The sequence below is a fragment of the Amycolatopsis sp. NBC_00348 genome (assembly GCF_036114655.1).
Lineage (GTDB): Bacteria > Actinomycetota > Actinomycetes > Mycobacteriales > Pseudonocardiaceae > Amycolatopsis.
Genome location: NZ_CP107994.1, coordinates 4,994,268 through 5,010,709 on the forward strand (window position 1 = coordinate 4,994,268; position 16,442 = coordinate 5,010,709).

Here is a 16,442-nt window from a genome sequence, read left to right on the forward strand (position 1 = left end):
ACGCGGGGGGAACGGGGGCTGGGGCGGGGGTTCACGACATGCCCAGTTCTTTGTCGAGCAGCTCGAAGATGTCGTCGCCGGTGGCCGACTCGAGCTCGGCGTCGGCCGTGTCCGCGCTCCGGTGCGCGTCGCTCCACTTCGCCAGCAAGCTCTGCAGCCGCAACGTGATCCGGGGCTGCTCGGCTTCGTCGTGGCCGGGCGCCATCAGCAGCGCTTCGAGCCGGTCCAGCTCACCGAGCACGGCCGGGCGGGCCGCGGCGACGGGCTCGTCCAGCAGCGCCTCGCGCAGGTACCGGGCCAGTTCGAGGGGCGTCGGCTGGTCGAACACCAACGTCGCGGGCAGCCGCAGGCCGGTGCCGGCGTTGAGCCGGTTACGCAGCTCGACCGAGGTCAGCGAGTCGAACCCGAGCTCCTTGAACGGCCGGGCCGGGTCGACCTCGGCGGCCGAGAGGTGGCCGAGCACCGCGGCGACCTCGCCGCAGACCAGCTCGGTCAGCAACTGCTCACGCTCCACTTCGGACATCGCGGCCAGCCGCGTCTTCAGCGCGATCCCGCCACCGGCGGAGTTCTCCGCGGCCCGGCGGGCGCGGTGCCGGATCAGTCCGTTGAGGACAGTGGGCACGCCTCCGCCGGCGGCGCGGGCCCGCAACGCCGCCAGGTCCAACCGCACCGGCAGCAGCGCCGGTTCGGCCGAGGCCAGGCCCGCGTCGAACAGCGCCAGGCCTTCGTCCGCGGTCAGCGGCGGCATCCCGCCGCGGGTCATCCGGCGCACGTCGGCCTCGGTGAGGCTGCCGAGCATGCCGCCGCCCGCCCAGGGGCCCCAGGCCAGCGACGTCGCGGGCAGCCCGGCCGCCACGCGCCGCTGGGCGAGGGCGTCCAGGAACACGTTGGCCGCCGCGTAGTTGGCCTGCCCGGCGTTGCCGAACGTCCCCGCGACCGAGGAGAACAGCACGAACGCGGCCAGGTCGGCGTCTGCGGTCAGCTCGTGCAGCCGTTGCGCCGCAAGGGCTTTCGGTGCCCACACGGTGTCGAGCCGCTCGGGGGTGAGCGCTTCGACGGTGCCGTCGTCGAGGACGCCGGCGGTGTGCACCACAGCGGTGAGCGGGTGCTCGGCGGGAATGGTGCCGAGCACCGCGCCCAGCGCCGCACCGTCGGTGACGTCGCACGCCGCGACGGTGACTTCGGCGCCCAGCCCGGCCAGTTCCTCGACGAGGTCTTCGGCGCCACCGCGCCGGCTGAGCAGCAGCAGGTGCTTGAGGCCGTGCGTGGTGACCAGGTGCCGGGCGACGAGGCGGCCGAGCGCCCCGGTGCCGCCGGTGATCAGCGCGGTGCCCGCCGGGTCGAGCGGGCGCGGCACCCGCAGCACGACCTTGCCGACGTGCTTGGCCTGGCTGAGGTAGCGGAACGCCTCCGGCGCGTGCCGGACGTCCCATGTGGACAGTGGCAACGGTTCGAGCGCGCCGCTCGCGAACAGCGCGAGGACGTCCACGAACAGTGCGGCGATCCGGTCCGGCCCGGCGTCGATCAGGTCGAACGCCTGGTAACGGACGTCGTGCGCGGCGGCCACCTGCTCCGGGTCGCGGACGTCGGTCTTGCCCATCTCCAGGAACCGCCCGCCGGGTGCGGTGCTGCGCAGCGACGCGTCGACGAACTCGCCGGCGAGCGCGTCGAGCACGACGTGCATCCCGCCGCCGAACGACTGCTCGAACTCGAGCGTGCGGGAGCTGGCGAGGTGCGCGTCGTCCAGGCCCATGCCGCGCAGGACGTCCCACTTGCCGGGGCTCGCGGTGCCGAAGACCTCGGCGCCGAGGTGCCGGGCGAGCTGGACGGCGGCCATGCCGACGCCGCCCGCGGCGGAGTGGATGAGCACGCGCTCGCCCGGCTGGAGCGCGCCGAGCTGAACCAGCGCGTAAAACGCGGTCAGGAACACGATCGGCGCGGACGCGGCCTGCTCGAAGCTCCAGCCGTCGGGAACCGTGACCAGGTAACGGTTGTCGGACACCGAGACCGGCCCGAATCCGCCGGCGAGCAGGCCCATCACGCGGTCACCCGGGGCCAGCCGGGTGACGTCGGCGCCGACCTCCAGCACGACGCCGGCGCCCTCGATGCCGAGCAGCCCGGCCTCGCCGGGGTACATGCCCAGCGCGTTCAGCACGTCGCGGAAGTTGAGCCCGGCGGCGCGGACGCCGACCCGGACCTCGTGGCCGGCGAGCGGCGCGACGGCCTCCGGGCTGGGCACGAGGACGAGGTTGTCCAGGGTGCCCTTGGCCCGGGTGTCAAGCCGCCAGGCCCGTTCACCGGACGGCGGTTGCAGCGCGCCGCCGCCCCGCGTGACCCGCGGGATGAACAGGTCCCCGCCCCGGATCGCGACCTGCGGTTCACCGGTGGCCAGGGCCGCGTCGAGCGGCTCGCCGTCGGGCGCGTCGACGAGGACGAACCGGCCCGGGTGCTCGGCCTGCGCGGACCGGACCAGGCCCCAGACCGCGGCCACGGCCGGGTCCGCGTCTGTGTGCACCGCGCCGCGGGTCCGCAGCACCAGCTTCGAGTCGGCGAAGCGCTCTTCGGAAATCCAGCTCTGGACCAGCTCCAGGACCTCGGTGACGGTCTTCGCGTCGGCCACGACCAGTTCGGGCACTTCGTCGGCGATCTCGCTGAGCGGGACCGCGACGGCGACCGCGTCCGGCTTCGGGATCGGCGTCCAGGCGAGCCGGTACAGCGACTCGGGTGCCGCGGGGCCGGAGTCCGCCACGGCCGAAACCGGGCGCAGCACCAGGGATTCGACGGTGGCGACCGGCGCCCCGGACGCGTCCGCGACCAGCAGCGACACGGCGTCGTCGCCGGACGGGGTCAGCCGGACGCGCAGTTTCGCGGCACCGGCGGCGTGCAGGGTGACGCCGGTCCACGCGAACGGCAGCCGGGCCGGGCGCTCGCCGGGCTGGGCGAGCTGGTCGCCGGTGCCGAGGGCAAGCGCGTGCAGGGCCGAGTCGAGCAGGCCCGGGTGCAGGCCGAACTCCGCGGTGCCGGCCGGCAGCGCGACCTCGGCGTAGATCTCGGTGGCTGTCCGCCAAGCCGCGGACAGGCCGCGGAAGCTCGGGCCGTAACCGAACCCGGCCTCGGTCATACCGTCATACAGACCGCTGACGTCGATGGGCTCGGCGCCGGTGGGCGGCCACACGGCCAGCCCTTCGGACGGCACGGCCGCTGAAGTCCCGAGCGCGCCTTCTGCGTGCAGGGTCCATTCGCCGCCCCCGGCCACGCGGGCGTGGACGGTCAGCGGGCGGAGTCCCCGCTCGTCGGCCTCGCCCACGCGGACCTGGACGTCGACCGCCCCGTCCTCGGGCAGGACCAGCGGGGCGTGCAGGGTCAGGTCCTCGATGCGGTCGTGGCCGGCCTCGTCCCCGGCGCGCACGGCCAGTTCGACGAACGCGGTGCCGGGCACCAGGATCGCGCCGCGCACCCGGTGTTCGGCGAGCCACGGGTGGGTCCGGACGGAAAGCCGGCCGGTGAGCAGGAACCCGTCGTCGCCGGCGGTCGCGACGGCCGCGCCGAGCAGCGGGTGCCCGGCCGCGGCGACGCCGAGGGCCGACGGGTCGCCGGTGGTGGCCGCGCGCAGCGTCGGCCAGTGGCGGCGGCGCTGGAAGGCGTAGGTCGGCAGGGCGACCCGCGGGACCGCGGCGGGGAAGGCCGCGGACCAGCCGACCGGGGTGCCGTGGACGAACGCCGTCGCCAGCCCGGCGAGCAGCGCGGCCTCCTCGGGCCGGCCGGCGCGCTGGGTCGGTGCGAACACGGCGTCGGCGGTGACGCAGTCCTGGCCCATCGCGGACAGGACGCTGTCGGGGCCCAGTTCGAGGAAGCGGGTGACGCCGGCGGCCTCCAGCGTGCGGACGCCGTCGAGGAACCGGACGGCTTCGCGGGCGTGCCGGACCCAGTAGCCGGCGTCGAACTCCAGCACCGGCTCGCCGGTGACGGTCGAGACTATCGGTATAACCGACTGACCGTATGACAGAGACTCAGCTATACCGCGGAACTCGGCCAGCATCGGGTCCATCAGCGGCGAGTGGAACGCATGGCTCACCGTCAGCCGCTTGGTTTTACGATCCGCGAAGTGCTCCGCCACGGCTTTTACGGCAGCCTCGTCGCCGGAGATGACCGTCGAGTCCGGGCCGTTCAGCGCGGCGATGGTCACACGGTCAGACAGATATACCGAAACCTCGTCCTCGGTCGCCTGGATCGCCAGCATCGCGCCACCGGACGGCAGGGCCTGCATGAGACAGCCGCGCGCGGCGACCAGCGTCACCGCGTCGGCCAGCGAGAGGACACCGGCGACGTGCGCCGCGGCCAGCTCGCCGATCGAGTGGCCGGCCAGGAAGTCGGGCCGGACGCCGAAGTGCTCCAGCTGCCGGAACAGCGCCACCTGCAGCGCGAACAGCGCGGGCTGGGTGTAGGCGGTCTGGTCGAGCAGCTCGGGTTCGCCGAACATGACCGTCTGCAGTGGACGGTCCAGGTGGGTGTCGAACTCCGCGCACACCGCGTCCAGCGCCGAGGCGAAGACCGGGTACGTCTCGTACAGTTCGCGGCCCATGCCGACCCGCTGGCTGCCCTGGCCGGTGAAGAGGAACGCCGTCCGGCCGGTCGCCGGGGCCGTCCCCTCGATCAGGCCGGCGGCCGACTCGCCGCGGGCCAGTGCGCCGAGACCGTCGAGCAGGGCGATGCGGTCATCGGCGAGTACGACCGCGCGGTGTTCGTGGACGGCGCGGGTGCCCGTCAGGGCGGCGCCGAGGCCGGCCAGGCTGACTTCCGGCTGGTCGTCGAGCTGGGCGCGGAGGCGCTGGGCCTGGTCGCGCAAGGCGTCGGCGTTGCGGGCCGACAGCACGAACGGGGCTGTCGAAAGTTCGGTTTCCGAGAACTCCACCGCCGCCGGTGCCGGGGCCTGCTCGAAGACCGCGTGGGCGTTGGTGCCGCTCATGCCGAACGACGAGAGGCCGAACCGGCGGGGCGCGCCCGTCTCCGGCCACGGTGTCGGCTCGGTGACCAGCGCTACCGACCCCGCCGACCAGTCCACGTGGGACGACGGCGCGTCGACGTGCAGGGTCTGGGGCAGCACGCCGTGTTCGACCGCGAGCACCATCTTGATCAGCCCGGCCACCCCGGCCGCGGCCTGGGTGTGCCCGATGTTGGACTTCACCGAACCGAGCCACAGCGGGCGCTCGCGGTCACGGCCGTAGGTCGCGAGCAGTGCCTGCGCCTCGATCGGGTCGCCCAGCTGGGTCCCGGTTCCGTGCGCCTCGACGACGTCGACGTCCGAAGTGGACAGTCCGGCGGCCGCGAGCGCCTGGCGGATCACGCGTTGCTGCGAAGGGCCGTTCGGCGCGGTGAGGCCGTTGGACGCGCCGTCGGAGTTGACGGCGGAACCGCGCAGCACCGCGAGCACCGGGTGCCCGTGGCGCTGGGCGTCGGAAAGCCTTTCCAGCAGGACCATGCCGGCGCCCTCGCCCCAGCCGGTGCCGTCGGCCGCGTCGGCGAACGCCTTGCAGCGGCCGTCGGCGGCGAGGCCCCGCTGGCGGGAGAACTCGATGAACGCCGCCGGGGTCGCCATGACCGTCGCGCCGCCGGCCAGCGCCAGCGAGCACTCGCCCGACCGCAGGGCCTGGGCGGCGAGGTGCACCGCGACCAGCGAAGACGAGCACGCGGTGTCGACGGTGACCGCCGGGCCCTCGAGTCCGAAGGTGTAGGCCAGCCGCCCGGACACCACGCTCGCCGCGTTGCCGGTGGCGACGTGGCCCTCCATCGCCTCGACCGAGGCCATCAGCAGGTTGACGTAGTCCTGGCCGTTGGTGCCGGTGAAGACGCCGGTCCGGCTGCCGCGCACCGTGCGCGGGTCGACGCCCGCCCGCTCGAAGACCTCCCACGACGTCTCCAGCAGCAACCGCTGCTGCGGGTCCATGGCGAGGGCCTCACGCGGGCTGACCCCGAAGAACGCCGCGTCGAATTCCTCGGCGCCGTCGAGGAACCCGCCCGAGCGCGAGTAGCTGGTGCCGTGGTTGTCGGGGTCGGGGTCGTAGAGCGCGTCGGTGTCCCAGCCGCGGTCGGCGGGGAAGTCCGAGACGGCGTCGCCGCCGGCGCGCAGCAGGTCCCAGAACTGCTCGGGGGTGCGGACACCACCGGGGAACCGGCAGCTCATGGCGACGATCGCGATCGGCTCGGTACCGTCCACAGCGGACTCGACGATCTCGTCCACAGTGGATTCATCGAACAGCTCGGCGGCCAGCAGGTCGGCCAGCGCGAGCGGGTTCGGGTGGTCGAACACCAGCGTCGCCGGCAGTCGCAGGCCGGTCGCGGACTCGACCAGGTCACGCAGCTCGACGGCCATCACCGAGTCGAAGCCGAGCTCGCGGAAGGCGCGGCCGGGCTCGACCGCGTCGGTCCCGGCGTACCCGAGCACCCCGGCGACCTGGTGGCGCACCAGGTCCAGCAGGACGGCCGAACGCTCCGAGGCAGACGCCCCTGCGAGCCGACGCTGAAGGGCCGAAAGCTCCTCGGGCTCGGCGGCGGGCCGGCTGTCCAGCGCCGCGCGGACCTCGGGCAGCTCACCGAGCAGGGGGCTGGGCCGTGCCGCGGTGAAGCCGGGTGCGAAGCGCGCCCAGTCGACGTCGGCGACCGTGACGACCGGGTCGTCCCCGGCGACCGCGCGGGCCAGCGCGGTGACCGCGAACCGCGGCTCCATCGGCGTCACGCCCCGGCGCCGCAGGTGCTCGGCGGCGTCGCCGGTCGCCATCCCGGCCTCGGCCCACGGGCCCCATGCGACGGACGTCGCGGGCAATCCGGTGGCGTGGCGAGCCTGGGCCAGCGCGTCGAGGAAGGCGTTGCCGGCGGCGTAGGCCGACTGGCCGGCGCCACCCCAGGTGCCGGCGATGGACGAAAACAGCACGAAGGCGTCCAGCTCACCCAGCAGCTCGTCGAGGTGGGTGGCCCCGGCGACCTTCGCGCCGACGACGTCGGCCAGGTCGGCCGGCGACATCTCGTCGAAGGCCTGGGCCTGGGCGACGCCGGCCGCGTGCACGACGGCGTTCACCGGGTGCTCGGCCAGCAGCGCGGCAAGGGCGTCGCGGTCCGCGATGTCGCAGGCGACGATCTCGACGTCCACATCGGACAGTTCGGCGCGCAGCTCCGCGGCGCCCGGAGCGTCCGGGCCGCGGCGGCTGGTGAGCACCAGCTTGGTTGCGCCGTTCGCGGCGAGCCAACGGGCGACCTCGGCGCCGAGCGCGCCGGTGCCGCCGGTGACCAGCACGGTCCCGCGCGGCGTCCAGACGCCGTCGCGACCGGTGGCGCGGGTGAGGCGGCGGGCGAAGAGACCGTTGGCGCGGACCGCGATCTGGTCTTCGGCACCGAGCCCGGCCAGCACGCCGGGCAGCCGCAGCAGGGCGCGGGGGTCGAGGTCACGCGGGAGGTCGACGCTCCCGGCGATCCGGCCGGGGTGTTCGAGCGCGACCGCGCGGCCGAGCCCGGCCACGGCGGCCTGGGCGGCGAAGGCACGCCGGTCCCCCGCCGGCCGGTCCGCCCGGCCGACGGCCACCGCACCCCGGGTGACCAGCCACAACCGGGCCGCAGCGGCGACGCCGCCGAGAGCCTGGGACGGTGCAACACCACCCGGAATCGCAGCGTTCTTGTCGCTCGTGGCCGCCACGTCACTCAGGGCCTGGGTCGGCGCCATACCGTCCGGGGCCCCCGCGTTCGCCCCGGTGATGTCGCCGAGGGCCTGGGCCAGGGCCGCGGTTGCCGTGATGCCGTCCGGGAGTCCGGCGTTCCCGCCGGGGTCCGCCGTGGCTAGCAGCGACAGGAGGCCGGAGACCGGGCCTTCGGCGAACGCCTCGCGCAGCAGCTCGGCGAAGATCGTGCGGTCGGTCGTGATCGGGACGCGCAGGATCCGCGTCTCGGCGCCGGCTTCGGTCAGGGTGTCGACGACCGCGGCGAGGGTGTCCTCCTCGCCACCCGGGGCGACCAGCAGCCAGGTGCCGCCGACCCGGTTCGCGGCTGCGGGCAGCGGCTGCCAGGTGATGCGGTAGTGCCAGGAGTCCGAAATGGACAGTTCAGTGCGGGATCGGCGCCATGCCGACAGCGCGGAGACGACCGGGCCGACTTCACCTTCGGGCAGGGTGAGTGTGCCGGCGAGTGCTTCGACGTCCTCGCGTTCGACGGCGTCCCAGAACTGTGCCTCGCCTTCGTCGGCCGGTCCGGTCGCGGAGACGGCCGGGACGTCGAGCCAGTAGCGCTGCTCTTGGAAGGCGTAGGTGGGCAGGTCGACGCGGGCGGCGGGGCCGAAGACGGCGGTCCAGTCGACCCGGGCACCGCCGGTGTAGGCGGCGGCGAGTGCGGTCAGCACCGTGCGGGCTGCGGGACGGCCTTCGCGCAGCGCGGCGGCGAAGGTGCCGGTGCCGGTGCCACTGGCAGCGGTGGCGGCGGCGCCGTCCAGGCACTCCGGGCCCATCGCGGCTAGCACGGCGTCCGGGCCCAGCTCGATGAACGTCGTGACCCCGCGGGCTTCCAGTGTCCGCATGCCGTCGGCGAAACGGACGGCCTCACGCACGTGCCGTACCCAGTACTCGGCGTTGAACTCCGTGATCAGCTCGCCGGTGACGTTCGAGACAATCGGTATAACCGTCTTACCGTAAGACAGAGACTCAGCTATACCGCGGAACTCCGCCAGCATGGGATCCATCAACGGCGAGTGGAACGCGTGGCTCACGACCAGGCGCTTGGTCTTGCGGCCCAGGTCGGTGAAGTGTGCGGCGACCGCCAGGACGGCGTCCTCGTCGCCTGAGATGACCGTCGAGGCTGGGCCGTTTACCGCGGCGATGGTCATACCGTCAGACAGATATACCGACACCTCCGCCTCGGTCGCCTGTAGTGCCACCATCGCACCACCCGGCGGCAGGGCGTCCATCAAGCGGCCGCGTGCGGCGACCAACTTGACCGCGTCGGCCAGCGACAGCACCTCGGCCATGTGCGCCGCGGCGATTTCGCCGACGGAGTGGCCCAGCAGGTGACTCGGCCGGACACCCCAGTGCTCGAAGAGCCGGTACAGCGCGACTTCCAGCGCGAACAGCGCCGGCTGGGTGTAGGCGGTGCGGCCGAGCAGATCGGCGTCGGCCGACCCGGCTTCGGCGAACATGACCATCCGCAGCGGCCGGTCCAGGTAGGCGTCGAACTCCGCGCACACCGCGTCCAGCGCGGCGGCGAACTCGGGGTGGACGTCGTAGAGGTCGCGGCCCATGCCCGGGCGCTGGCTGCCCTGGCCGGTGCACAGGAACGCGGGCGCGACGCCGGTCGCCGCACCGCGGACGACGTTCGCGGCCGCCGATCCCCCGGCGAGGGCGGTCAGGCCGCGGACGAGCTCGTCGGTGTTCTCGCCGACGACCGCAGCGCGGACGTCGAACGCCGAGCGTGCGGTGGCCAGCGCGTGGCCGATGTCGTGCGGGTGCCAGGCACCGGCGTGCTCCAGCAGCCGGGACGCCTGGGCGCGCAACGCGGCTTCCGTCCGTCCGGAAAGGACCCAGGACACCGGGCCGTCGGCGGGGGCGGGCAGCTCGGGGGCCGGGTCACCCTGTTCCAGCACGGCGTGCGCGTTGGTGCCGCTGATGCCGAACGACGACACGCCGGCGCGACGCGGACGTCCCGTCGCGGGCCAGTCGCGCGTGTCGCGCAGCACCTCGACCGCGCCGTCCGCCCAGTCGATCCGGGTGGACGGCCGCTCGGCGTGCAGGGTCTTCGGCAGCGTGCCGTGCCGCATCGCCATGACCATCTTGATGATCCCGGCGACGCCGGCCGCGGCCTGCGTGTGGCCGAAGTTGGACTTGATCGAGCCGAGCCAGAGGGGGTCCCCGGCGCGATCGCGGCCGTAAGTGGCCAGCAGGGCCTGCGCCTCGATCGGGTCACCGAGTGACGTGCCCGTGCCGTGCGCCTCGACGACGTCCACATCGGACAGTTCGAGACCGGCCGCGGCGACCGCCTGGCGGATCACCCGCTGCTGGGCCGGGCCGTTCGGCGCGGTCATGCCGTTGGACGCGCCGTCCTGGTTGACCGCGCTGCCGCGGACCACCGCGAGGACCGGGTGCCCGTTGCGGCGCGCGTCGGAAAGCCGTTCCAGCAACAGCATGCCGACGCCTTCGCCCCAGCCCGTGCCGTCGGCGCCGTCGGCGAACGACTTGCACCGCGCGTTCTCGGCGAGCCCGCGCTGGCGCAGGAACTCCATGAAGATCGTCGGGGTGTTCATCACGGACACGCCGCCGGCCAGCGCCATCGTGCATTCACCGGTGCGCAGCGCCTGCGCGGCCAGGTGCAGCGCGACCAGCGACGACGAGCAGGCCGTGTCGATGGTGACGGCCGGGCCTTCGAGGCCGAAGGTGTAGGCGATGCGGCCGGACGTGATGCTGCCCGCGCCGCCGTTGCCGAGGTGGGCGCTGTACTCGTCGAGACCGTCCGAAGCGTAGAGCCGGGAACCGTAGTCGTGGTACATCACGCCGGCGAACACGCCGGTCCGGGAGCCACGCGCGGCCGCCGGGTCGATCCCGGCGCGCTCGAAGGCCTCCCACGTCGTGGTCAGCAGGAGCCGCTGCTGCGGGTCCATCGCCATCGCCTCGCGCGGGCTGATGCCGAAGAACTCCGGGTCGAAATCGGCGGCGTCGTAAAGGAAACCACCCTCGCGGGCGAAGCGGGTGCCGTCGCCGTCCGGGTCCTGTCCGTAGAGCAGCTCGGGGTCCCAGCCGCGGTCGGCGGGCAGCGCGCCGATGGCGTCGGTGCCCGAGGAGACCAGCTGCCACAGGTCTTCCGGCGTCCGGACGCCACCGGGATAGCGGCAGCTCATCGCGACGATCGCGATCCGGTCGTCCGCGTCATCCACAGTGGACTTGACGCGCCGGGTGGGCACGATCTCGCCGGTACCGAACAGTTCCCCGCGCACGTGCCGGGCCAGCGCGAGCGGCGTCGGGTGGTCGAACACGAGAGTTGCCGGCAGCCGCAGGCCGGTCGCGAGGTTGAGGCGGTTGCGGAGGTCGACCGCGGTCAGCGAGTCGAAACCGAGGTCCTTGAACGGCTTGCCGTCCCGCACGGCTTCGGCGGACGCGTGGCCCAGCGCGGCGGCCGCGGTGGTCCGGACCAGGTCGAGCAGCGACTGCTCGACCTCGGCCTCGCCGAGGCCACTAAGGCGTTCGCGCAGCAGGGATTCGTCCTCGGCGGCACCGGCCGTGGTGCGGCGGGCCGGAGCGCGGACGAGCCCGCGCAGCAGCGCCGGCACTGTGCCGGGCTTCGCCGTCGAGGTGGCCAGCCGGACCGGCACGAGCAGGGCGTCGCCGCTCCCGGTGGCCAGGTCGAACAGGGCGAGGGCGTCTTCGGTGGGCAGCGGTTCGATGCCGCCGCGGCTCATCCGGCCGAGGTCGCCGTCGTCGAGGTGACCGGTCATGCCGGACGCCTGCGCCCACAAACCCCAGGCCAGCGACGTCGCGGGCAGCCCGGCGGCGCGCCGGTGCGCGGCCAACGCGTCGAGGAAGACGTTGGCGGCGGCGTAGTTGGCCTGGCCCGGGCCGCCGAAGATCCCGGCGGCGCCGGAGAACAGCACGAACGCGCGCAGCGGCAAATCCGCCGTCAGTTCGTGGAGGTTCGCGGCGGCGTCGACCTTCGGGCGCAGCACGGCGGCCAGGCGTTCGGCGGTCAGGGACTCCACGGTCCCGTCGTCGAGCACGCCCGCGGTGTGCACGACCGCGGTGAGATCGCCGGTCCGCGCCAGCAGCGCTTCGAGGGCGTCGCGGTCGGCGACGTCACACGCCGCGATCTCGACGTCGGCGCCCAGCGCGGTCAGCTCCTCGGCCAGCGAAGCGGCGCCGTCGGCGGCGAGGCCACGACGTCCCGCGAGCAGCAGCCGCCGGACGCCGCGCTCGACGACGAGGTGGCGAGCCACGAGCCCACCGAGAGTCCCGGTGCCACCGGTGATCAGGACCGTCCCATCTGGACCGAACACCGTGTCGTCCACATCGGACACCGTGTGCCGCGCCAGGCGCGGGACGTACGCGACGCCGTCTCGCACGGCCAGCTCGGCCTCGTCGGCGGCGAGTGCGGCCGGGAGCAGGTCGAGCAGGCTGTCCGGCGTAACGGCGTCGAGGTCGGCGACGGCGAAGCGTCCCGGGTGTTCCGAGCGCGCCACGCGCAGCAAGCCCCAGACCGTCGCCGCGGCGGGGTCGTCACTGCCGTCCGGGCCGAGCGCGCCGCGGGTCACGAAGACCAGGCGGGAGCGGTCGAACTTCGGCTCCGCGAGCCAGGTCTGGACCAGATCGAGGGTGTCCTGGGCGGCCCGGTGCGCGGCGGCCGCGAGCCCGTCTCCCCCACCCGGCGCGACCACGACGAAGTCCGGTGCGCCGCCTTCGCTCGACGCGGCGAGCGCGGCGAGATCGGTCCAGGAGGCGACCGAGCCGCCCAGCGGCGTGCCGAGCTGCGCCCAGGTGGCCGAACCGTCCACAACGGACAGCGGCAGCTCCGGCCAGTCCACTCGGTACAGCGCGTCCCGGACGCGGCCGGCGTCGCCGATGGCCGCGGCGTCGACCGGTCGCAGGACCAGCGACTCGACCGCGGCGACCGGCCGGCCGCTCGGGTCGGCGACGTCGAGCGAGATCGTGTCCGGCCCGGCGGGGCTCAGCTTGACGCGGATCGCGTCGGCCCCGGCCGCGAAGAGCGTCACGCCGGTCCAGGAGAACGGCAGCAGCCCACGTGCGGAACCGGTCAGGCCGACGCCGTGCAGCGCGGCGTCGAGCAGGGCCGGGTGCAGGCCGAACCGGCCGGCCGTCGGCTTGACCGCGTCGGGCAGGCGGACGTCGAGGTAGAAGTCGTCGCCGGATCGCCAGGCGGCGTGCAGGCCGCGGAAGGCGGGCCCGTACTGAAAACCGGCGGCGGCGAAGGCGTCGTAGAGGCCGTCGACCGGGACCACCTGCGCGCCTTCCGGCGGCCAGGTCACGGTGTCGACGGGCGCCGGGGTGCCGGACGTCGTGAGCGTGCCGGTGGCGTGCCGCGTCCACGGCTCGTCGAAGGCGGCGTCGGCGAGCCGGGAGTAGAACTCGATGGTCCGCGGGTCGCCGGCGCCGACCGTCACCTGCAGTGTGACGCCGCCGCGTGCGGGCAGCACCAGCGGCGCCTCGATGGTCAGTTCGGCCAGCCGGTCGCAGCCGGCCTGGTCCCCCGCCCGCACGGCCAGCTCGACAAAAGCGGTGCCGGGGAACAGGATCGTGCCGCCGACGGCGTGGTCGGCCAGCCACGGCTGGGTGTGCGCGGAGAGCCGGCCGGTGAACAGGAAGCCGTCGCCGTCAGCCAGCGCGACGGTGGCGCCGAGCAGCGGGTGCGCGGCCGCGCCGAGCCCGGCCGAGCCGAGGTCACCGGTGCGGATCGCGGAGACGTCCGGCCAGAACCGGCTGGGCTCGAAGGCGTAGGTCGGCAGGTCGGCGCGCTCGCCGGTGCCGTACAGCACCGCCCAGTCGGGCACGACCCCACCGGCCAGCGCCTCGGCCAGCGACAGGTGGAACCGGCCGAGGCCGCCTTCGCCGCGGCGCAGGGTCCGCAGCGCGGCCGCTTCGACGCCTTCGTCCTCGAAGATCTCCTGCAGCCCGACGGTGAGCACCGCGTGCGGCGCGACCTCGACGAACGCGCCGACCTCCTCGGCGAGCATGACGCGGACGGTGCCGTCGAACCGCACGGTCTCACGCAGGTTGCGGAACCAGTAGCGGACGTCGAGGGTCGCGGTGTCGATCCGCTCGCCGGTGACGGTCGAGTAGAACGGCACTTCGGTCGCATGTGGACGGACCGGCGCGACGGCGCGCTCGAACTCTTCGCGCAGTTCCTCCAGCTGCGCCGAGTGCGCGGCGTAGTCGACGGCGACGCGCTTGGCGCGCACACCGTCGCGCTCGCACCGGGCGAGCAGCGCGTCGAGCGCACCGTCGTCACCGGAGACGACCGTGCTGGCCGGACCGTTGACCGCGCCGATGGACAGCGGGCCATCCGCGATCAGGGCCTCGACGTCGGCCTGCGGCAGCGCCACGGAGACCATGCCGCCGCGGCCGGACACCCGGAGCACCAGGCGGCTGCGCGTCACGATGACCAGGGCACCGTCCTCGATGGACAGTGCGCCCGCGGCGACCGCGGCAGCGATCTCTCCCTGGGAGTGCCCGACGAACGCGTCGGCCGTCACGCCGTGCGCGCGCCAGACCTCGGCGAGCGAGACCATCACAGCCCACAGCACCACCTGCTGCACGTCCACGCGGTCCACTTCGGATGGTGCGCCCTCGGCGCCGGCGACGACGTCGAGCAGCGACCAGTCGACGAGCGGGGCCAGCGCGGCGGCGCATTCGCGCATCCGGGCGGCGAAGACGGGTGACGCCGTCATCAGCTCGCGGGCCATGCCTTCCCACTGCGCGCCGGCGCCGGGGAAGACGAAGGCGGTCCGGCCGGAGCCGGTGACCGCGGCGCGCGTGGCCGTTGACAGATCGTCCAAAGCGGACAGCAGCGCGTCCCGGTCGGAAGCTTCCACGACGGCGCGATGTTCGAAGGCCGCCCGTGTGGTGGCGAGCGTGCGGGCGACGTCCACAAGGGACAGCCCCGGGTGCGCGGCGAGGTGGTCGCGCAGTGCTTCCGCCTGCCGGGTCAGCGCGGCCTCGGTGCACCCGGACAGCAGCAGCGGCAGGGTGCCGCCGACGGGAGCCCGGTGCTCTTCGGGGGTTTCCGGCTCAGGCGCCTGCTCGATGATCGCGTGCGCGTTGGTGCCGCTCATGCCGAACGACGAGACGGCCGCGCGGCGCGGTTCGCCGGTCTCCGGCCAGGTCCGCTCCTCGGTGAGCAGCTCGACCGCGCCGGCCGCCCAGTCGACGTGCGGGGTGGGCTCGGTGACGTGCAGGGTCTTCGGCAGGACGCCGTGCCGGATGGCCTGGACCATCTTGATGATGCCGCCGACGCCGGCCGCGGCCTGCGAGTGCCCGATGTTGGTCTTCATCGAGCCGAGCAGCAGCGGGCGTCCGTCCGGGCGGTCCTGGCCGTAGGTGGCGAGCAGCGCCTGGGCCTCGATCGGGTCGCCGAGGGAGGTGCCGGTGCCGTGCGCCTCGACCGCGTCGACCTGCCCGGCCGACAGCCGCGCGTTGGCCAGCGCCTGCAGGATGACCTTCTGCTGGGCCGGGCCGTTGGGGGCGGTGAGGCCGTTGGACGCGCCGTCGGAGTTGATCGCCGTGCCGCGCACCACCGCGAGCACGGGGTAGCCGAGGCGACGCGCGTCGGACAGCCGGGCCAGCAGCAGCATGCCGACGCCCTCGGCCCAGCCGGTGCCGTCGGCGGCGGCGTCGAACGCCTTGCAGCGGCCGTCCGGCGCGAGGCCGCGCTGGCGGCTGAACTCGATGAACGCGCCCGGCGTTGACATCACGGTGACGCCGCCGGCCAGCGCGAGCGAGCACTCGTCGCGGCGCAGCGCCTGCGCGGCGAGGTGCAGCGAGACCAGGCTCGACGAGCACGCGGTGTCGACGGTGACGGCGGGGCCTTCGAGGCCGAAGCTGTAGGCGACCCGGCCGGAGAAGACGCTCGCTGCGCTTCCCGTCGCTACGTGCCCTTCGACGCCTTCGGGCGCGTCGGCGAGAAGCGTCGCGTAGTCGTGGCTGGTGGTGCCGACGAAGACCCCGCACTGGGTGCCCTTCAGCGAAGCGGGGACGATCCCGGCGCGCTCGAAGGCCTCCCACGACGTCTCGAGAAGCAGCCGCTGCTGCGGGTCCATGGCGAGCGCTTCACGCGGCGAGATGCCGAAGAACGCGGCGTCGAACCGGCCTGCTTCGCGGAGGAAGCCGCCTTCGTTGGCGTAGGTGGTGCCGCTGTGGTCGGGGTCCGGATCGAAGACGGCGTCGGTGTCCCAGCCGCGGTCCTCGGGGAACGGGCCGATGACGTCGCGCCCCTCCGACACCAGCTCCCAGAGCTGTTCCGGGGTCCGCACGCCGCCGGGGTACCGGCAGCTCATCGCGACGACGGCGATCGGTTCCTGCGTCCGGTCCTCGAGGCTGCGCAGTTTCTGCCGGGTCTGGTGCAGGTCGGCGGTGACCCACTTCAGATAGTCACGGAGCGTCGCCTCATCGGCCATCGCCGCACACCTCACTTGTCGCCGTGTCTGCGTCCCCCGGCTTCGTTCGGTGCGCGCGGTTCCCGTGGTCTTTCCCGTGGTCACAGCGCTGCCCCGACGAACCGGTGCCAGGGAAACCTATGAATCCGCAGACTCCCGCGACAACCCTTAGCGACCCCCTACGCCCCTAGGCGAACCCGGCTCCGACCTGCGGAAAAGCCCCGGGATGCCGCGCCGGGAGCAGAAAGCCGTGAAGGCCTCCTTACCGGCGCTTAGAGCCGGTAAGGAGGCCTTCACGGACCTGCGGGAGGGTGCGGGAGGG

General features: G+C 73.9%; 1 protein-coding gene. It reads right to left on the reverse strand.

What is annotated here, in order from left to right; genetic code table 11:
* Window positions 1-31: 31 nt before the first annotated feature.
* Window positions 32-16,141, reverse strand: coding sequence for a type I polyketide synthase (locus tag OHS58_RS21495; RefSeq protein WP_328649605.1), 16,110 nt, complete (start codon window positions 16,139-16,141; stop codon window positions 32-34).
* Between the last annotated feature and the right edge of the window lie 301 nt (window positions 16,142-16,442).

Coding starts and splice junctions, on each gene's coding strand:
- OHS58_RS21495 (WP_328649605.1), bottom strand. CDS start 16,141: ATGGCCGATGAGGCGACGCTCCGTGACTATCTGAAGTGGGTCACCGCC.